Origin of the sequence: Burkholderia sp. NFPP32 (genome assembly GCF_900119325.1) — a bacterium.
Lineage (GTDB): Bacteria > Pseudomonadota > Gammaproteobacteria > Burkholderiales > Burkholderiaceae > Burkholderia > Burkholderia pyrrocinia_C.
Window position 1 is genome coordinate 102376 of record NZ_FPJP01000012.1, and the last position, 19189, is coordinate 121564.

At 68.7% G+C, this 19189-nt stretch carries 14 protein-coding genes; 8 read left to right on the top strand and 6 right to left on the bottom strand.

Features of this window, described 5'->3' with window-relative positions:
• Nucleotides 1-117 precede the first annotated feature (117 nt).
• Together BT264_RS22160 and gluQRS are read left to right on the top strand one after the other, a co-directional pair.
• Nucleotides 118-972, top strand: coding sequence for a sulfurtransferase (locus BT264_RS22160; protein ID WP_072440785.1), 855 nt, complete (start codon nt 118-120; stop codon nt 970-972).
• Nucleotides 973-991: 19 nt separating this feature from the next.
• Nucleotides 992-1885, top strand: a complete 894-nt coding sequence (gene gluQRS / locus BT264_RS22165; protein ID WP_072440787.1) for a tRNA glutamyl-Q(34) synthetase GluQRS — start codon at nt 992-994, stop codon at nt 1883-1885.
• 174 nt (nt 1886-2059) lie between these two features.
• Here the strand turns inward: gluQRS and BT264_RS22170 are convergent, their stop codons facing one another.
• From BT264_RS22170 to purT, 4 genes are all read right to left on the bottom strand, one after another.
• Nucleotides 2060-3607 (bottom strand): DEAD/DEAH box helicase, encoded by a 1548-nt coding sequence (locus BT264_RS22170; RefSeq protein ID WP_072440789.1) that lies wholly within the window; start codon nt 3605-3607, stop codon nt 2060-2062.
• 395 nt (nt 3608-4002) lie between these two features.
• On the bottom strand, nt 4003-4383 hold the full coding sequence (locus BT264_RS22180; RefSeq protein ID WP_072440790.1) for an MliC family protein: 381 nt from the start codon (nt 4381-4383) through the stop codon (nt 4003-4005).
• Nucleotides 4384-4461: 78 nt separating this feature from the next.
• On the bottom strand, nt 4462-4647 hold the full coding sequence (locus BT264_RS22185; RefSeq protein ID WP_072440792.1) for a DUF6726 family protein: 186 nt from the start codon (nt 4645-4647) through the stop codon (nt 4462-4464).
• A gap of 18 nt (nt 4648-4665) precedes the next feature.
• The gene (gene purT / locus BT264_RS22190) at nt 4666-5880 is read right to left on the bottom strand and encodes a formate-dependent phosphoribosylglycinamide formyltransferase (protein ID WP_072440794.1); all 1215 of its coding nucleotides are present in this window, start codon (nt 5878-5880) and stop codon (nt 4666-4668) included.
• Between the two features lie 212 nt (nt 5881-6092).
• Between purT and BT264_RS22195 the strand changes: the two genes are divergently transcribed.
• Entirely contained in the window at nt 6093-6638 is a 546-nt protein-coding gene (locus BT264_RS22195) for an META domain-containing protein (RefSeq protein WP_072440796.1), read from the top strand.
• 177 nt (nt 6639-6815) lie between these two features.
• A complete protein-coding gene (locus tag BT264_RS40080; protein ID WP_072440798.1) occupies nt 6816-11585 on the top strand; it encodes a DNA translocase FtsK in 4770 nt (1589 codons plus the stop codon).
• Between the two features lie 100 nt (nt 11586-11685).
• Here BT264_RS40080 and BT264_RS22205 read toward each other — a convergent pair whose 3' ends face one another.
• Nucleotides 11686-12930 carry a lactonase family protein gene (locus tag BT264_RS22205; protein ID WP_110281397.1) on the bottom strand — a complete coding sequence of 415 codons (1245 nt, stop codon included), beginning with the start codon at nt 12928-12930 and terminating at the stop codon, nt 11686-11688.
• A 163-nt stretch (nt 12931-13093) separates the two neighbouring features.
• On the opposite strand from BT264_RS22205, the gene BT264_RS22215 reads away from it, so the two are divergent.
• Nucleotides 13094-14923: a glycoside hydrolase family 15 protein gene (locus BT264_RS22215; protein ID WP_072440801.1), complete on the top strand. Its 1830-nt coding sequence runs from the start codon at nt 13094-13096 to the stop codon at nt 14921-14923.
• A 211-nt stretch (nt 14924-15134) separates the two neighbouring features.
• The gene (locus BT264_RS22220) at nt 15135-16607 is read left to right on the top strand and encodes a polyhydroxyalkanoate depolymerase (RefSeq protein WP_072440803.1); all 1473 of its coding nucleotides are present in this window, start codon (nt 15135-15137) and stop codon (nt 16605-16607) included.
• An 81-nt stretch (nt 16608-16688) separates the two neighbouring features.
• Here BT264_RS22220 and BT264_RS22225 read toward each other — a convergent pair whose 3' ends face one another.
• Nucleotides 16689-17321 carry a TetR/AcrR family transcriptional regulator gene (locus BT264_RS22225; protein ID WP_047898676.1) on the bottom strand — a complete coding sequence of 211 codons (633 nt, stop codon included), beginning with the start codon at nt 17319-17321 and terminating at the stop codon, nt 16689-16691.
• 156 nt (nt 17322-17477) lie between these two features.
• On the opposite strand from BT264_RS22225, the gene rsxB reads away from it, so the two are divergent.
• Together rsxB and nth are read left to right on the top strand one after the other, a co-directional pair.
• On the top strand, nt 17478-18482 hold the full coding sequence (rsxB, locus tag BT264_RS22230) for an electron transport complex subunit RsxB (protein ID WP_072440804.1): 1005 nt from the start codon (nt 17478-17480) through the stop codon (nt 18480-18482).
• A complete protein-coding gene (gene nth / locus BT264_RS22235) occupies nt 18479-19123 on the top strand; it encodes an endonuclease III (protein ID WP_072440806.1) in 645 nt (214 codons plus the stop codon). The genes rsxB and nth overlap by 4 nt, the downstream gene beginning before the upstream one ends.
• Nucleotides 19124-19189: the final 66 nt, after the last annotated feature.

Sequence of the window (19189 nt, forward strand, 5' to 3'; positions counted from 1 at the left end):
ACGGCTAGATGCCGAAGCGCGCGCGGTTTGCGGGATAATACGGTTTTTCGAATCATCGCCACGGCTTCGCACCCTTTTTTGCGAGCCGCCGTGCGGCCGTTTTCCCGTCGGACCATCATGACCATCGTCAACCTCGCCGCCTACCACTTCGTGTCGCTCGACACGAACGAGCAATGGCGCCCGCTCGTCACCGCCCGCTGCAACGAACTCGACCTGCGCGGCACGATCCTGCTCGCGCCGGAAGGCATCAACCTGTTCATCGCCGGCACGCGCGAAGCGGCCGACGCGTTCGTCGACTATCTTCGCCACGATCCGCTGTTCGAGGGCAAGTTCGCGACGCTGCAGTTCAAGGAAAGCCTGTCCGACTCGCAGCCGTTCCGCCGCATGCTCGTGCGCCTGAAGCGCGAGATCATCACGATGAAGAAGCCGGCGATCAAGCCCGAGCTCGGTCGCGCGCCGTCCGTCGATGCGCGCACGCTGAAGGCATGGCTCGACCGCGGCCATGACGACACGGGCCGCCCGGTCGTGATGCTCGACACGCGCAATGCGTTCGAGGTCGACGTCGGCACGTTCGACGATGCGCTCGACTACCGGATCGACAAGTTCAGCGAATTCCCGGAAGTGATCGATGCAAACCGTGCCGATCTCGACGGCAAGACGGTCGTGTCGTTCTGCACGGGCGGCATCCGCTGCGAGAAGGCCGCGATCCACATGAAGGAAATCGGCATCGAGAACGTGTACCAGCTCGAAGGCGGGATCCTGAAGTATTTCGAGGAAGTCGGCGGCGCCCATTATCACGGCGACTGCTTCGTGTTCGACTACCGCACCGCGCTGAACCCGCAACTCCAGCCTACCGAGAACGTCACGTGCTTCGCGTGCCGCGCGGTCGTCACGCCGCAAGCGCAACAGTCGCCGGGCTACGTGCCCGGCAAGTCGTGCCCGGCCTGCGCGCAGGCAGCCAGCGCCGCGTAAGCGCGCGCCCCGCGCTCAAATGAACGGCTATCGCGGCCGCTTCGCGCCGTCGCCCACCGGGCCGCTGCACTTCGGCTCGCTGGTCGGCGCGCTCGCGAGCTGGCTCGACGCGCGCGCGCACGGCGGCGCATGGCTCGTGCGAATCGAGGATCTCGACGGCCCGCGCACGGTACCCGGCGCGGCCGACGACATCCTCGCGACGCTCGCGCATTTCGGCATGACGCCCGACGAGCCGCCCGTATGGCAAAGCACGCGCGATGCCGCGTATACGTCCGCGCTCGAGCAGCTCGTCGCAGCGGGGCTCGTCTATCCGTGCGGCTGCACGCGCAAGGAAATCGCCGATTCGCTGCGCGCCGCGCACGAGCGCCACACGACGCTCGCGTATCCGGGCACCTGCCGCACCGGTCTGCACGGCAAGCCTGCGCGCGCATGGCGGCTGCGCGTACCGGACGGCGACGCGGCGATCGTCACGTTCGACGACCGCTGGCAGCACGCGCAATCGCAAAACCTCGCGACCGAAGTCGGCGATTTCGTGCTGAAGCGCGCGGACGGGCAATGGGCCTATCAGCTCGCGGTCGTCGTCGACGATGCCGATGCGCGCATCACGCACGTCGTGCGCGGCGCCGACCTGCTCGATTCGACCGCGCGCCAGATCCATCTGCAACACTGCCTCGGCGTACCGACGCCGCGGTATCTGCACGTACCCGTCGTCGTCGATGCAAACGGTGAAAAGCTCAGCAAGCAGACAGGCGCGACCGCGCTCGAGCGCGACGATCCGCTGCCGGCACTGCAGGCCGCGGCCGCGCATCTGGGTCTCGCGCCCGATGGCGCGCTCGCTGGCACGACGCTGGATGTGTTCTACGCGGCCGCGACGGCCGCATGGGCGCGGCGCTTCGGGCCGCTGGCCGGCTAAAGCACGCGCCCGGCAGCCGGTCTCGCGCCGATCGAGTGCCGGTTGCATCGCTCGCCCTTGCGCCCTCTCCCGCCCCCATCCAATCACGGCCCCAATAAAAAACGGGCACATGCTCATCGCATGCACCCGTTTTTCCGGCAGCGCTCGCGCGCCGCACCGCCACGTTCGCCGGGCTTACGCCGACGGCTTGCGCGGCATCCCGAACCCGCCGAGCAGCGCGGCGACCTGGCGCTTCGGCCCTTTCTTCTCGGGCTGCTGCGCGGGCTGTGCGTCGTCCGACTGCTTCGCCGCCGCCGACGGCTCATACGGCTTCAGGAAGAAATCGTCGACCGGCGCTTCGTGGCGACGGTGATGACCGCTGCGCTCGGAACCGGCCGAGCGGCGCGCCGATGCACCGCGATGCTCGTCGCGTTCGCGCCGGCCACCGCGTTCGCTGCTGCGGTCGCCGCTACGCTCGCCGCCACGGTCGTCCTGACGATGGCGCGCCGGCTTGTCGATCGCCAGCGTCTGCACTTCGAGCGGACGCTTGATCAGCTTCTCGATATCGGCGAGTTGCTTGCGCTCGTTCGGGCTGCACAGCGACAGCGCGTCGCCGGTCGCGCCCGCGCGGCCCGTACGGCCGATCCGGTGCACGTAGTCTTCCGCGCTGAACGGCAGGTCGAAGTTGATCACGGCCGGCAGTTCGGCGATGTCGAGGCCGCGCGCGGCCACGTCGGTCGCGACCAGCGCCTCGATTTCGCCGCGCTTGAACGCGTCGAGCGCCTGCATCCGCTCGATCTGCGTCTTGTCGCCGTGGATCGCCGACGCGACGACACCGTCGCGCTCGAGGTTGCGCGCGAGCCGGCTCGCGCCGATCTTGCTGTTGCAGAACACGAGCACCTGCTTGAGCCCGCGACTGCGCAGCAACTGCACGACGGCCGCCTGCTTGTCGCCTTCGGCGACGTCGTAGACGATCTGCGTGACGTTCGCGTTCGTCGAGTTGCTGCGCGCGACCTCGATCGTCTGCGGGTTGCGCAGGTAGGTCGACGCGAGCTTCTTGATTTCCGGCGAGAAGGTGGCCGAGAACAACAGCGTCTGGCGTTCCTTCGGCAGCAGGTTCAGGATCCGCTGCAGGTCCGGCAGGAAGCCCATGTCGAGCATCCGGTCGGCCTCATCGAGCACGAGCATCTGCACCTGCCCGAGGTTCGCGGTCTTCTGCTGCACATGGTCGAGCAGGCGGCCCGGCGTCGCGATCAGGATCTCGACGCCGCGGCGCAACTCGGCCATCTGCGGGTTCATGTCGACGCCGCCGAACACGACCGCGCTGCGCAGCGGCGTGTGCTTCCCGTACGCATGCACGTTCGCGGCGACCTGGTCGGCCAGTTCGCGGGTCGGCGTCAGGATCAGCGCGCGCACCGGGTGGCGCGCGGGCGACGCGCTCGTGTTGGCCTGCGGCAGCAGGCGCTGGATGATCGGCAGCGAGAAGCTCGCGGTCTTGCCGGTGCCTGTTTGCGCGGCGCCCATGACGTCGCGGCCGGCGAGCACGACCGGAATGGCCTGCGCCTGGATCGGCGTCGGCGTCGTATAGCCCTGCTCCACAATGGCTTTCAGGATATCGGCGGCAAGGCCGAATTGGTCGAAGGTTGCGTCGACGGGCTTGGCGACAGAATCGGACATGGTGGCGTTTCGCTCAAAAGGCGCGGCGGGGACATCGTGCGTCAGGCCAGCCGGGCCTGCGCTCATCACAATTCGGAAATAGACGGAGCCGCGGCGCGCCGCGCGGCGCCGCTCTGGCGCTTGGGACCGGTTCAATGCGAACGCTGGACACCAGGCCGTGCGGACTCCGTTCGGCGCGAATGCCGGCGGAAAGGGCCGTATTGTAGCACTGCGCGGCCATCTGTCCGTGACAACGCCGCGAACGGCCGCAGCGGCAGTTCGCGCGGCGAGCCCGGACAGCGCCGCACGGCCGGCGAACGGCCCGGTCGGGCTATCCCGATCGGTCGTCGAGCGACATCAGGGGCCCGATCAAGAATGGCGTTGCCCAGGCGTCCGCGGCAGGCCTGAGCGCCGAACCTTCAGGTCCGGCAGCCGGCTGGCGCTGGCGCCTGGCGGACACGATCCACGATCGCGCCCGGCGCTCAGCCCTTCTTCTTTTTCTTCTCGACCTGCACGCAGTCGCCAAGCAGCGGCGGCGACTTCGGGTCGGCGATCTCGTCGCGCAGCGTCGCTTCCTTGCCCTTCGTCCACCACGTATAGCGGCCGGCCTGATAGCGCGCGCCCGAGGCCGACACGGTATCGACGAACAGCAGTTGCCGCCCGTTGACCGGCACGAGCGCGAAGCTCTGGCCGTTGCCCGCGAGCCAGTACGACACGCGCACGGGCTGCTTCTGGTTCGCGCACTGGTAGAAGGTCTGCTGGCGCGAATCGGCGTCGATCTCCTCGACGGTCAGTTGCGCGGCATGCGCGACGGAAACGGCGGTGCCGGCGAGCGCGAGTGCGGCGACGGTTTGGCGAATCATGCAGATCCTCTCGCGAGACGGGTGGAAACGCGCCCTCGCGGGGCGCGGTTATTGTTGGCTATGCACCGGTTATCGTCGTCAGGGATCGATGACGTCGGCGCACGCGTCGGTCGGCGCGGCCGCGACATGGCCGACGAGCGGCACGATCTTGAGCCCGGCCGATGCCACCCGGCACGGCGCGGCCGCGAGGCCGCAACCCGCGAGACTCGCGGCAAGCGCCAGCGCGGCGCCCAGCTTTCCGATACGCAGCCAGATCGGCGCCATCGCCCTCTCCTCGTTCCGTCAGCGGGCCGACACGGGCCGGACGGCCGCGGCGGCGCGCTTCGCGCGTTCGCGGGCTTCGTCGACGGTCGCGCCGGTCGCCAGCGCGACGCCCATGCGCCGCTTCGCAAAACTTTCCGGCTTGCCGAACAGGCGCAGGTCGGCGCCCGGCACCGCGAGCGCGTCGCGCACGCCTTCGAACGCGATCCCGCGCTCGTCGAGCCCGCCGTAGATCACGGCCGACGCGGCCGGCGTTCCGAGCGCCGGATCGACCGGCAGCCCGAGAATCGCGCGCGCGTGCAGCTCGAATTCCGACTGACGCTGCGACGCGAGCGTGACGAGGCCCGTATCGTGCGGCCGCGGGCTCACCTCGGAGAACCACACGTCGTCGCCGCGCACGAACAGCTCGACGCCGAACAGCCCGCGCCCGCCGAGCGCCTCGGTGACCTTGTGCGCGATCTCGCGCGACTTCTCGAGCGCCACCGCGCTCATCGGCTGCGGCTGCCACGATTCGACGTAGTCGCCCGCGACCTGCACGTGGCCGACCGGTTCGCAGAAGTAGGTGCGCGTGCCGAGCGTCGCCGGGTCGATCGCGCGCACGGTCAGTTGCGTGATCTCGTATTCGAAATCGATGAAGCCCTCGACGATCACGCGGCCGTGGTTCACGCGCCCGCCCGCCATCGCGTAGTCCCACGCGGGCTTCACGTCGGCTTCGGTCTTCACGACCGACTGCCCCTTGCCCGACGACGACATCACCGGCTTCACGACGCACGGCATGCCGATCTTCGCGACCGCCGCGCTGAAGGCCTCGAACGATTCCGCGAACGCATATGGCGACGTCGGCAGCCCGAGCTCTTCGGCCGCGAGCCGGCGGATCCCTTCGCGGTTCATCGTGAGTTGCGTCGCCCGTGCGGTCGGGATCACCTCGGCGAGGCCGGCCGCCTCGATCGCCGCGAGCGCGTCGGTCGCGATCGCCTCGATCTCCGGCACGATCAGGTGCGGGCGCTCGGCCTCGACGATCGCCCGCAGCGCGGCTGCGTCCGTCATGTCGATCACGTGCGCGCGATGCGCGACCTGGTGGCCCGGTGCGTCCGGATAGCGGTCGACCGCGATGACTTCTACACCGAGCCGCTGCAACGCGATGATGACTTCCTTGCCGAGTTCGCCGGCGCCGAGCAGCATGACGCGCGTGGCCGAGGGTGAAAGCGGCGTACCGAGCCGCTGACCGATCTGCATGTGATTTCCCGCTTCTGGTGGAGGACGAAAACGGCTCCGATGTTAACACGCGCCACGACGCCGGTTCGGCGGTTTCGCCGTGCCGCTGCCCGGCCGTGCGCCGCGCGCGAGCAGGCTGCGAACGTTTTCGCGCGTGAAGTGTCGGCTCGCCTGCCGCGGGGCGGGTGCGTTACTCTTACGCCTTGATCAGAATCCGATGAGGAACGAGGCTCATGTCCCACCTGTTCGCAGCCGCACGCGCCCGCACCGGCCTGCTTCGTCCGTTGCGCGCGCCGCTCTGCGCGTTGACGCTTGCCACGCTTCTCGCCGCCTGCGCGATGCCGACCCACCCCGATTCCGCCGCCCCCGCCCCCGACCCGTACAACCCGGCCGCCGTCCAGTTGCTCGACGACACGAGCTGGGAGCTCACCAGCTGGCTGAACGCCGACGGCACGCAGCGCACGATCCCGCACGGCGACAACGGCGAGCCGATCAAGCTCGCGCTGTCGACCGATTCGGGCATCCGGCGCGCCAGCGGGTTCTCGGGCTGCAACCGCTACATGGGTACCTACGCGATCAAGAACGGCCTGCTGAGCTTCGGGCCGCTCGCCGGCACGCGGATGGCCTGCCCGAATACGCTCGGCGGCCAGCTCGAACACGCGTACCTCGACGCGCTCGCCCATATCGAGAAGACCGGCGTGCAGATGCGCGAACCCAAGCAACTGCAGATCGTGACCAATGCCGGCGCAACGCTGACCTTCACGCACCGGAGCCCCTGATGCACCGCGCGCGCGAAGGCCGGCCGACCGCCTTCGCGTTGCGCGTCGCGCGCGTGTGCCGGACGCACGCGCAGCACGGCGTGAAACGAATTCACGCCGCCTTAGAATCTTGTTCGCCGTCCGGTTAAACTCGGCGGGTCGCGCCCCGCGCGCCCCTCCCCACTCCTGTTTCAAAGCATGCACACGGTTGTCTTCGGCTGGTTCGGCATCTCCGCCGTCTGGTTCCTCCTTCTCTTCTGGCGTCTCGTGCAGGCGATGCTGCCCGGCGGCGGCGGCCTCGCCGGCCGCGGCTCGATCCGCCTGTGGCTCGGCTTCGCCGCGGTGTTCGTCGCAAGCTGCACGCTGACGAGCGCGCTGTCGGGCCCCGACACGAACGCGCTCGGCCACGCGTTCTCCACGGGCTTCGCCCATGTGCTCGGTCCGATCGGCACGCCGGTCGCGATGGTCGTGCTGTTTTTCGCCGGGTTGCCCTGGCTGACCGGCATCGGCTGGCGCCAGTTCGCCGCATGGGTCGACACGTCGTTCGGCGTCAAGCTGTCGCGCGAGCGCGACGACGACGACGCCCGCGGTATCGCCGACCTGCCGCGCAGCGCGCTGCATCGCGACGACGATGTCGTGCAGCCGACCACCGCGCATACCGTCAACTCGATGGCGCCGCGCCAGAACGGCCGGTATTCGCGCCCGACGCTGTGGAAACCCGACCCGCAGGCGCGGCCGAAGCCGCGCAGCAAGACGCCTCCGCGTCCGCACACGGAACCCGTTGCGCCGTCGGGCTGGCTGAAACCGACCGCGACCGGTCGCAGCATGCCGGCACCGCCCGCGCCGATGCCGGCCAGCGCGATGCCGCCCCCGACGACCGGCAGCACCGCCAGCCTCGCGCGTGCGGCGGCGAACTCGCAAGTGCCGCGCCCCGATCCCGCCCCGCTTCCGGTCGGATTCGAACCCGTCCGGCCGCGGCCGACGGCTGCGCGACCGGCCACCGCTGCGCTGAAGCAGGCCGCTCCGCACACCACGGTCACGCCGCGGCCGGCCAGCGCGCCGCCGCCGCGCCCTGCCGTGCGGCCGGCGGCGGGAATCGGCGCGGCCGGCCTGCCGCCCGACACCGCGCGCCGCCGCCCGGCATCGCAAACGCCGGTGCGCGCGCCACTCTATGCATGGACGGAAAAACCCGCAGCGCCGATCACGCCGGCGCCGAGCGTTCACGACACGCTGCGCTCGATCGAGGCCAGCACCGCACAATGGGCCACGCTCGGCGGTTCGCAATCGACCGATGCCGCGCACGCGGCGGCAGCCGCCGCAACCGTGGCCGGTATGGCAGCGACAGCCGCCAGCGTTGCCGCGCCGGTGTCGGCTGCCGTGTCGAACGGGTTCGCCTCCGCGACGCACCGCGTCGCGGCCCATGACGCCGGCGCCACGGTCGAACACGATGCAGCGCCCGCTTACGACGACAACGCGCCGATCAGTCTGGATGCGTTCATGCCGGCAGCGTCCGGCGCGGCGCATGCTCCGGTTGCCGATACGGGCACCACGACGTTCGACGATGTCGTCCCGCAGACGCTGCCGGATACCGGCATCGACAATGCGGCGTTTTCGCATCACGGCGCCCCCGAGATCCGGCACGCCGATGATGCGCCCGCCGTGCCGGCATTCGGAATCGCACCCGCGCCGTCGTTCGACGCGCCAATCGACCTCGCTCCGTGGGAAGACCTCGCCAGCCGGCCGGTTTTCGCGTTCGACGGGTCGGCCGGTAGCCCGATCGCTGCGTCGCCGGCGGACGCGACGGGATCGGAGCCGGCCGAGGCGGCCTCCGCGCAACCGCAAGACGAGGCGGTTCACGACATCGCTGCAAGCAAACCGGTAGCGTCCGTCGATACCGATGACAAGTACGACGCGCAACCGGCTCCTGCGATCGATCGCCTTGCACCGGCCCATGCGCCGCAGGGCATCGCCGATGCTCACGCCGACGTCAAACCCGCCGCGGAGATCGTTCCGTTTGCAGCCCTCTCCTCTTCTTCGATCGCAGAATCGTCGGCACGCGCCGTTTCCGACGCCGTGCCGCTTGCAGCAGGGTCGGCACTGACTGCATCGCGTACCGCATCTGAAACCGTCGAGCCGAAAGCCGCAGAGCGCACCGCGCCGCTGTCGGCAATCGCGCAGGGCGCCACGCGTGCGACTGATTGGGCACGGACGCCGTCGATTCCACCGACGGTGCAACCTGCAACGACAAATACGGCCGTCTTCGCAGGATTGCCGAAATCGCAGGCAGCTCAACCGTTTGCCGCAGCACCGACGGCTTCGGCCGCCGCTACTTCGCCGCTCGGCGGCGCAGCTCATGGTGCGACCGCGCAGGTACCTGCATCTGCATCGAGCATGGCGCCCGATACCGCTGCGGCTGCACCGGCCGGTGTTACCGGTACTGAATCCGCTTCGCTTTCGCAGCCGGCCGCATCGGCATCGACCGTTCCATCGGCCGCGTCGACTTCACCGGTCGGCGTAACCGGCACTGCGCCCGCTTCGCTTTCGCAGCTGGCAGCCTCGGCACCGACCTTTGCACCGGTCGCTTCGACTTCACCGGTCGGTGCGACCAGTTCGGCATCCGCTCCGCTTTCACAGCCAGCCGCATCGGCACCGGCCGTCGCATCGGTAGTATCGGCGGCGCCGGTCGGCGTTTCGGGCGAGACTTACGGTTCACTCTCCCGCGAATCAACGCCCGCATCGATCGCTGTACCCGCCACGGCACCATCGACGGCCGGCGCGTCGGACTCGACATTCAGCTCGACCGCGCAAGCGCCTGCACCGGCGGCAACGCCTACGCCCGCTCCCCCGGCGCCCGTGAGTTTCGCGTCCGGCTCGATCGCCGCACAGCCTTTCGCGCCCGCATCGACTCTGTCGGCCAACCCGGCAACCCCGTCGACCGGCACGACATTCGGCAGATCCGGCTCAACCACACCGCAGCCGGCGGCCAGCCTGCCGGTTCCGCCAGCCGCTTCCGTCGTAACGACATCGTCCTCGGGCGCAATCACCCCGATGACCACGACCGCGGCGGCCCCGGTTCAACCGGTCGCAGGCGCGCCTGTCATCGCGGCCGGATCGCTGGCGTCCATCGCGGCAACGACCGCGACGCAGCCCCTGCCGATCGCATCGGCGCCTGCGGCAACCGCAACTACGACGTTCGCTACACCGCCCGCCCCTGCCGCATCGTCGGCAAGCTGGTCGGCGCCGAATGTGTCCGCGACACCGACTGCCGCATCGATCGCGGCACCGCAACCGGCAACAACCGTTCCCGGCGCGGGCCTGCCCACGCCGGCGACTGCCGCTGCCGCGCCGACGCTTCCCGCTGCCGCCCCCGTCGGCGCAATCGCCACCGTGGCAACCGAACCGGCCGCGGCCGACACAAACGCGGCCCCCGACACCCCCGCGCGCCAGCCGCGCCCGAACGCGTTCGAATTCCACGCGCCCGTGGCGTTCAACGTCGAACTGCCGACGCTCGACCTGCTCGAGCCCGCGTCCGACGACGTCGAAATGATCACCGAGGAACACCTCGCGCAGACGGCCCAGGTGATCGAACAGCGGCTGCAGGAATTCAAGGTGCCGGTGGCGGTCGTTGGCGCGTCGGCCGGCCCCGTGATCACGCGCTTCGAGATCGAGCCCGCGCTCGGCGTGCGCGGCAGTCAGATCGTCGGCCTGATGAAGGACCTGTCGCGCGGCCTCGGCCTCACGTCGATCCGCGTCGTCGAGACGATCCCCGGCAAGACCTGCATGGGCCTCGAACTGCCGAACGCGAAGCGCCAGATGATCCGCCTGTCGGAAATCCTTGCCGCGCGCGAGTACCAGCATTCGCCGTCGCAACTGACGATCGCGATGGGCAAGGACATCACCGGCCACCCGGTCGTGACCGATCTCGCGAAGGCGCCGCACATGCTCGTCGCCGGCACGACGGGCTCGGGCAAGTCGGTCGCGATCAACGCGATGATCCTGTCGCTGCTGTACAAGGCGACGCCCGAGGACGTGCGGCTCATCATGATCGACCCGAAGATGCTGGAACTGTCGGTCTACGAAGGCATCCCGCACCTGCTCGCGCCGGTCGTCACCGACATGAAGCTCGCGGCGAACGCGCTGAACTGGTGCGTCGGCGAAATGGAAAAGCGCTACCGGCTGATGTCGGCCGTCGGCGTGCGCAACCTCGCGGGCTTCAACCAGAAGATCCGCGACGCGGAAGCGAAGGAAAAGAAGATCGGCAACCCGTTCTCGCTGACGCCCGAGGATCCCGAGCCGCTGTCGAAACTGCCGCTGATCGTCGTCGTGATCGACGAACTGGCCGACCTGATGATGGTCGCCGGCAAGAAGATCGAAGAGCTGATCGCGCGCCTCGCGCAGAAGGCGCGCGCGGCCGGCATCCACCTGATCCTCGCGACGCAGCGTCCGTCCGTCGACGTGATCACGGGTCTGATCAAGGCGAACATCCCGACGCGCGTCGCGTTCCAGGTGTCGTCGAAGATCGACTCGCGCACGATCCTCGACCAGATGGGCGCCGAATCGCTGCTCGGGATGGGCGACATGCTGTTCCTGCCGCCGGGCACCGGTTACCCGCAGCGCGTGCACGGTGCGTTCGTCGCCGACGAGGAAGTGCACCGGATCGTCGAGTACCTGAAGCAGTTCGGCGAGCCGCAGTACGAGGAAGGGATTCTCGACGGCCCGGCCGCCGACGGCGCGACGCAGGACCTGTTCGGCGAAGCGCCGGACGCGGAAGCCGATCCGCTGTACGACGAAGCCGTCGCGTTCGTCGTGCGCACGCGGCGCGCGTCGATCTCGTCGGTGCAGCGGCAGTTGCGCATCGGCTACAACCGCGCCGCGCGCCTCGTCGAGCAGATGGAAGCGGCCGGGCTCGTATCGGCGATGGGCATCAACGGCAGCCGCGAGGTGCTCGTGCCGGCCGCGGCCGACTGAGCAAGGCGGCCGCCCGGCCGCGATCGGCCGGCGCGGGCGCGCCGCGAAACCGGCCGCCCCGGAACACGAAGGGCGCTGCATCGGCAGCGCCCTTCGTCATTTACAGCGCCGGCACCAGCTTGAAGTCGACCGGCTTGCCGACCGCGACCTTCTGCGGATTCGCGCCGAGCTGCCCCGTTTCGGCATCGCGGCTGAACACGTAGAACGTATCGCTGTCCTGGTTGCCGACGATCAGCCACTTGCCGGTCGGATCGATCAGGAACTCGCGCGGTGTCTTGCCGAGGCTCGACTGGCGGCCGACGTGCTTCAGCCGGCCGTCGGCCCGGTTCACCGCGTAGATCACGATGTCGTTCGCGTCGCCGCGGTTGCTCGCATACAGGAAGCGGCCGTCCGGCGACAGATGAATCGCGCCGCCGCCGACCTTGCCCTTGAAGCCCGGCGCCGTCATCGGCACCGTCTCGACCGGCGTCAGCTTGCCGTCGTGGTAGCCGAACACCTCGACCGACGCATTCAGCTCGCTCGTCACGTACGCGAACCGGCCGTCGGCGCCGAACACCATGTGACGCGGGCCCGAACCGGCCTTCACCGTCGTGTAGCGCGTGTCGGTCGGGCCGATCAGCCCGCGGCTGCCGTCCACCGTATAGCGGTAGCCATAGAGCTTGTCCGCGCCGAGATCCTGCACGAACAGGTAACGGCCGTCCGGCGAAAACACCGTCGAGTGCACGTGCGCGCCGTCCTGGCGGCCCTTCACGGGCCCCGTGCCTTCATGGTGCACGGTCAGCACGGCCTGGCCGACCGCGCCGTCGTCGCGCAGCGGGAACACCGCGAAGCTGCCGCCCGGATCCGCCGCAACCGAATAGTTGGCCGTCACGAGGTACTTGCCGTCCGGCGACAGCGCGAGATAGCAAGGATCGTTCCCCTCCGACGACACGCGGTCGATGAAGGTCAGCGCGCCCGTCTTCGCGTCGAAGCGGAACGCGCTGACGCCGCCGCGCTGCGTCGCCGGGCCGTCGTCGCCGGGCAGTTCGTTGACCGCGTAGACGGTGCGACCGTCGCGGCTCGGCAACAGATATGACGGATTCACGGTCTTCGCCGACGACACCGGCGCGACGCTGCCGGTTTTCGTATCGAAGCGGTAGACGTAGATCCCGTCGCTGCCGCCCCCCGTATAGGTGCCGACGAGCAGGTTGTAGACGCCGTCGGCCGGGGCGGGCGATTGCTGCGCAAATGCGTGGGTCGCGGACAAGGAAAGCACGATCGCGAAACCTTTCATCCAGTGAGCGAGCCTAAGCGGGAACCCTCGTGTCGAAGCGCGTGCGTCATGCTCGCGTAAACGGTTGGGCATTGAATCCTCCTTGCATCGAGTCGCTTCAAGTGTTGAGATAGGACGAAACGCCGGCCGTTCACGCGCTCCGCCGCCCGGCCGAGTATACGGGGCGCAGCGCCGGCGCGTGAAGCCCGGGCGCCGCCGTCCGCATTGTGAACTCGAAACCAAGGATCGCCTGCCCATGCCCGCCCTGATCGAAGACTACGCCCTCGTCGGCGACGGCCACACCGCCGCGCTGATCGCAAAAGACGGCTCCGTCGACTGGCTGTGCTGGCCCCGCTTCGATTCGGGCGCCTGCTTCGCGGCGCTCGTCGGCACGCCCGAGCACGGCCGCTGGCTGCTCGCGCCGGCCGCCGACGCCGCGATCACGCACACGACCCGCCGCTATCGCGGCGACACGCTGGTTCTCGAAACCGACTACGAAAGCGCCGACGGCGCCGTCACCGTGATCGACTTCATGCCGCCCGGCAACGGCTGGTCCGAACTCGTGCGGATCGTCGTCGGCCGCCACGGCACGATGAAGATGCGCATGGAGCTCGTGTTGCGCTTCGACTACGGCTTCTCGGTCCCGTGGGTCACGCAACTGACCCGCGAGGACGGCATGAAGGCGATCGCCGGCCCCGATACCGTCGTGCTGCGCACGCCGGTGCCGCTCACCGGCAAGAACCTTCATACGATTGCGGAATTCACGGTGAGCGCCGACGAACGCGTGCCGTTCTCGCTCAGCTACGCGGCATCGCACATGCGGCTGCCGCCCGCGCGCGATCCGCTGTCGATGCTCGCGCGCACCGAGAACTACTGGCTCGAATGGTCGGGCCGCTGTCAGGTGCAGGGCCGCTACGCGGCGGCCGTGCGCCGTTCGCTGATCACGCTGAAGGCGCTCGCGTACGAGCCGACCGGCGGCATCGTCGCGGCGCCGACCACGTCGCTGCCCGAGAAGATCGGCGGCAACCGCAACTGGGACTACCGCTACTGCTGGCTGCGCGACGCGACGATCACGCTGCTCGCGCTGATGCGCGGCGGCTACTACGACGAGGCGCGCGCATGGCGCACGTGGCTCGGCCGCGTGATGGCCGGCTCGCCCGAGCAGATCCAGATCATGTACGGGATCGCCGGCGAACGCCGGCTGCCGGAAATGGAACTCGACTGGCTGCCCGGCTATCAGGACTCGAAGCCCGTACGCATCGGCAACGGCGCCGCGAACCAGCTCCAGCTCGACGTGTTCGGCGAGGTGATGGCCGCGCTGCACCTCGCGCGCGTGGGCGGGCTGCAGGCCGACGACACGGTCTGGTCCGTGCAGTGCGCGCTGCTCGACCATCTCGAGAAGATCTGGCAGGAACCCGACGAGGGGGTCTGGGAAACGCGCGGCGGCCGCCGTCATTTCACGTTCTCGAAGGTGATGGCGTGGGTTGCGTTCGACCGCGCGATCAAGTCTGCGGAAATGTTCCGGCTGCCCGGCTCGCTCGACCGCTGGCGCGCGCTGCGCGAGCGGATCCATGCCGACGTATGCGACAACGCGTGGCACAAAGACAAGCAGGCGTTCGCGCAGAGCTACGGCAGCGACGAACTCGACGCGAGCGTGCTGCTGATGCCGCTGCTCGGCTTCCTGCCGCCGGAAGACCCGCGCATCGTCGGCACGGTCGAAGCGATCGAGCGGGAATTGCTGCACGACGGGCTCGTGATGCGCTACCGCACGACCGAATACGACGACGGCCTGCCGCCCGGCGAAGGCACGTTTCTCGCGTGCAGCTTCTGGCTGGTCGACAACTACGCGCTGCTCGGCCGGATCGACGACGCGCACCGCCTGTTCAGCCGGCTGCTCTCGCTGTCGAACGATCTCGGGCTGCTCGCGGAAGAGTACGACCCGGTTGCCGGGCGGCTCGTCGGCAACTTCCCGCAGGCGTTCTCGCACGTGGCGCTCGTGCATACCGCGATGAACCTGATGCACCATGAAGACGCAATGGCGCGCGCGGCCGGCCAGCCCGCACCGGCGATGGCCACGGGGCGCTGAACGAGGCGCGGGCAGCTTTTTCAGAGAACGTCAAATCGCAAATTTTTGATGAAAAATCGCGGAAATGTTGCATTGCAACATTCATCGTTGTCCGATATGATCGACACGATTGACCGGCCGCAGTGCAACATGGCCGGCCGCTGACCCCCACGGCACGCCGCGACGCCTCACGCCGCCCTTGCGCACCGTCCCCCACGCGGGAGTAGTCTGCATGCTTTACCAACTGCACGAATTCCAGCGGGCGATGCTGAGCCCGCTCACGGCCTGGGCCCAGGCCGCCTCCAAGTCGTTCGCCAATCCGTCCAGCCCGTTCTCGCTGATGCCGGGCGCGACGCGGATGGCCGCCGCGTACGAACTGATGTACCGGCTCGGCAAGGATTACGAGAAGCCCGAATTCAACCTTCATCAGATCGTCAAGGACGGCCACAACATCCCGATCGTCGAGCAGACGATCGTCGAGAAGCCGTTCTGCCGGCTGCTGCGTTTCAAGCGCTATTCGGACGACGCCGACGCCGTCACGCAGTTGAAGGACGAGCCGGTCGTGCTGGTCTGCGCGCCGCTGTCAGGCCACCACTCGACGCTGCTGCGCGACACGGTGCGCACGCTGCTGCAGGATCACAAGGTCTACATCACCGACTGGATCGACGCGCGGATGGTGCCGGTCGAGACCGGCCCGTTCCACCTGCACGACTACGTCGCGTACATCCAGGAGTTCATCCGTCACATCGGCGCGCGCAACCTGCACGTGATCTCGGTGTGCCAGCCGACGGTGCCGGTGCTCGCGGCGATCTCGCTGATGGCGAGCCGCGGCGAGGACACGCCGCTCACGATGACGATGATGGGCGGCCCGATCGACGCGCGCCGCAGCCCGACGTCGGTGAACTCGCTCGCGACGCAGCATTCGACCTCGTGGTTCGAGAACAACGTGATCCACACGGTGCCCGCGAACTATCCGGGAGAAGGCCGCCACGTGTATCCGGGCTTCCTGCAGCACACGGGTTTCGTCGCGATGAACCCGGAACGGCACGCGCAATCGCACTGGGATTTCTACCAGAGCCTGCTGCGCGGCGACGAGGACGACGCCGAAGCGCACCGCCGCTTCTACGACGAATACAACGCGGTGCTCGACATGGCCGCCGAGTATTACCTCGAGACGATCCGTGTCGTGTTCCAGGAATTCCGGCTGGCCGAAGGCACGTGGGATGTCGAAGGCGAGCGTGTGCGTCCGCAGGACATCAGGCACACCGCGCTGATGACGATCGAGGGCGAACTCGACGACATCTCGGGCAGCGGCCAGACGCACGTCGCGCACGAACTGTGCACGGGCATCCCGCAGGACCAGCGCCGCAGCCTGACTGCCGAGAAGTGCGGTCACTACGGGATCTTCTCGGGCCGCCGCTGGCGCACGATCATCTACCCGCAGCTGCGCGACTTCATCCGCGAGCATGCGCCGGAACCGAAGCCCGGGGCGACGAAGGCGCAGCCCGTCGCACCGGCGGCCGCGACGCTCGCGGCCGTGCCGGCCGGCAACGCGCAAGCCGAAACGACACGTGCCGCCACGGCGAAGCGCGCGCGCGAGAAGGCAACGGTCACGGCCGCCGCGCCCGCCAAGGCCGCACCGGCGGCGAAACGTGCCGGCAGCAGCCCGCGCGCAAAAGCCGTACGCACGCGCAAGGCCGCCTGACGCACCGCGTTCCGACGAAAAAACGCCGCCGTTGCCTGCGCACGGCGGCGTTTTTGCATCCGGCGGGCGCTGGTCGGCGCGTCAGCGCCGCAGCAGATACGCGAGCAGCACCTCGGTGTTCATCCGGACCATTTCCGCGCGCTCGTCGGTGTCGGTGAAGTCGCGGCCGAGCGTCGCGGCGAGCGTGAAGCGGTTCGACACGATGTAGTAGCCGAGCCCCGACAGCGTCACGTAGAAGCGCAGCGGATCGACGTCGCTGCGGAACAGCCCGGCCTTCTGGCCGCGCATCAGCACGTTGCCGAGCTTTGCGACGATCGGCGACATCATCTCGCGGATCCGCGTCGACTTGTGCAGATAGCGCGCTTCGTGCAGGTTCTCGTTGTTGATGAGCCTGAGCAGCTCCGGGTGGTCGCGGTAGTAGTCCCAAACGAAATGCGCGAGCCGCGTGACGGCTTCGACCGGTGCGACGCCGTCGAGATCGAGCACGCGCTCGGCCTCGGTCAGCGCGGAGAACGCGTGTTCGAGCACGGCCGTAAACAGCTGCTCCTTGCTGCCGAAGTAGTAATAGAGCATGCGCTCGTTGGTTTCGGCCCGGCGCGCGATCTGGTCGACACGTGCGCCGAACAGCCCTCCACTTGCGAACTCTTCGGCTGCCGCCATCAGGATGCGACGGCGCGTACCTTCAGGATCTCTTTTGATTTTTGGCTGATTCATGGTGGCGTTTTGCTATGTGAGCCGCGTGATCCGGACCGGCACCCCCACCGCCTCGGCGCCGGCCGCCGTGGAACGGGCGCGCCGCGTGCGGCCGCCCTCCTGCTGAGCCCCTGCAAAAAAGCGGTTCGATTATGCGCACAGACGGCGTCCAGCGCAATGCGGGAAATCGGCGATAATCAAGCTTTGGCAAACCTTTCCGGCCGCGCCCCGCGCGGCCGAGAGCCATTCGGCGCCGCTGCGCCCGTTGTCACCGTGACCGACTCCAAAACACTCGCGGATCGTATCGAAGATCTGCTTCCCCAGACGCAATGCACGAAGTGCGGCTATAACGGCTGCCGCCCGTATGCCGAGGCAATCGCCGCCGGCGATGCGAACTACAACCAGTGTCCACCCGGCGGCGCCGAAGGCATCGCGCGCCTCGCCGGCCTGCTCGGCAAGCCGGTGATTCCGCTGAACCCCGTCAACGGCAGCGAGCATCCGCGTGCCGTCGCATTCATCGACGAAAGCCTGTGCATCGGCTGCACGCTGTGCATGCAGGCGTGCCCGGTCGACGCGATCGTCGGCGCACCGAAGCAGATGCATACGATCGTCGAGTCGCTCTGCACGGGCTGCGACCTGTGCGTGCCGCCATGCCCCGTCGACTGCATCGCGATGCTGCCCGTGACCGGCGATCGCACGGGCTGGGACGCGTGGTCGCAGGAACAGGCCGATGCCGCGCGCGAACGCCATGACCTCCGGCTCGCCCGCCAGCGCCGCGAACGCGAGGCCGCCGAAGCGCGCGCCGCCGCACGCCGCGCGGCCAGTGCCGGCGCTGCGAAGCCGGCCGCAGAACAACCCGCAGCGCAGCCGGGCACGCCGGCCACCGCACCGGCCGCCGACGATGCCGACGCGAAGAAACGCGCGATCATCGCCGCCGCGCTCGAACGCGCGCGCAAGAAGAAGGAAGAACTCTCCGGGCAAGGCGCCGGGCCGAAGAACACCGAAGGCGTGAGCGCGGCCGTCCAGGCGCAGATCGACGCGGCCGAGGCCCGCCGCAAACGGCTCGCCGAACAGCAGGCGCAGCGCGACGCCGAAGCCGCCGCGGCGGATGGCGACGACCACGACGCAGGCAACGACGACCAAGGCGGCCCGGCCGCACCGCCCGACCAGAACGCTCCATGAACGCCAGCAAAAGACACGCGATCTACGAAACGCTGCAGAGCCTCAATCCGCATCCGACCACCGAGCTCGAATACACGACGCCGTTCGAGTTGCTGATCGCCGTGATGCTGTCCGCGCAGGCGACCGACGTGTCGGTCAACAAGGCGATGCGGAAGATGTTTCCGGTCGCGAACACCCCGCGACAAATCGTCGCGCTTGGCGAGGAAGGCGTCACCGAGTACATCAAGACGATCGGTCTTTACCGAACCAAGGCGAAGAACGTGGTCGCGACGTGCCGGATCCTGCTCGAGCGCTACGACGGCGAGGTGCCGGCCGATCGCGAAGCGCTCGAAAGCCTGCCGGGCGTCGGCCGCAAGACGGCAAACGTCGTGCTGAACACCGCGTTCGGCCAACCGACGATCGCGGTCGACACGCACATCTTCCGTGTCGCGAATCGCACGGGGCTCGCGCCGGGCAAGGACGTGCGCGCCGTCGAGGCCGCGCTGGAGAAGTTCACGCCGAAGGAATTCCTGCAGGACGCGCATCACTGGCTGATCCTGCACGGGCGCTATGTGTGCAAGGCCCGCAAGCCCGAATGCTGGCACTGCGCGATCGAGCCGCTGTGCGAATTCAGGCCGAAGACGCCGCCGCCCAACGAATAAGCGTCAGGCGCGACAGAGGCGCATCGCGCCGGCCCGCCACGCAGGCTCCGTCACGACGTACACGCC

Excerpts from the sequence above, each read along its gene's own strand:
- BT264_RS22160 (WP_072440785.1), top strand. The coding sequence starts at position 118 with ATGACCATCGTCAACCTCGCCGCCTACCACTTCGTGTCGCTCGACACG.
- gluQRS (WP_072440787.1), top strand. The coding sequence starts at position 992 with ATGAACGGCTATCGCGGCCGCTTCGCGCCGTCGCCCACCGGGCCGCTG.
- BT264_RS22170 (WP_072440789.1), bottom strand. The coding sequence starts at position 3,607 with ATGAGCGCAGGCCCGGCTGGCCTGACGCACGATGTCCCCGCCGCGCCT.
- BT264_RS22180 (WP_072440790.1), bottom strand. The coding sequence starts at position 4,383 with ATGATTCGCCAAACCGTCGCCGCACTCGCGCTCGCCGGCACCGCCGTT.
- BT264_RS22185 (WP_072440792.1), bottom strand. The coding sequence starts at position 4,647 with ATGGCGCCGATCTGGCTGCGTATCGGAAAGCTGGGCGCCGCGCTGGCG.
- purT (WP_072440794.1), bottom strand. The coding sequence starts at position 5,880 with ATGCAGATCGGTCAGCGGCTCGGTACGCCGCTTTCACCCTCGGCCACG.
- BT264_RS22195 (WP_072440796.1), top strand. The coding sequence starts at position 6,093 with ATGTCCCACCTGTTCGCAGCCGCACGCGCCCGCACCGGCCTGCTTCGT.
- BT264_RS40080 (WP_072440798.1), top strand. The coding sequence starts at position 6,816 with ATGCACACGGTTGTCTTCGGCTGGTTCGGCATCTCCGCCGTCTGGTTC.
- BT264_RS22205 (WP_110281397.1), bottom strand. The coding sequence starts at position 12,930 with ATGCCCAACCGTTTACGCGAGCATGACGCACGCGCTTCGACACGAGGG.
- BT264_RS22215 (WP_072440801.1), top strand. The coding sequence starts at position 13,094 with ATGCCCGCCCTGATCGAAGACTACGCCCTCGTCGGCGACGGCCACACC.
- BT264_RS22220 (WP_072440803.1), top strand. The coding sequence starts at position 15,135 with ATGCTTTACCAACTGCACGAATTCCAGCGGGCGATGCTGAGCCCGCTC.
- BT264_RS22225 (WP_047898676.1), bottom strand. The coding sequence starts at position 17,321 with ATGAATCAGCCAAAAATCAAAAGAGATCCTGAAGGTACGCGCCGTCGC.
- rsxB (WP_072440804.1), top strand. The coding sequence starts at position 17,478 with ATGCGGGAAATCGGCGATAATCAAGCTTTGGCAAACCTTTCCGGCCGC.
- nth (WP_072440806.1), top strand. The coding sequence starts at position 18,479 with ATGAACGCCAGCAAAAGACACGCGATCTACGAAACGCTGCAGAGCCTC.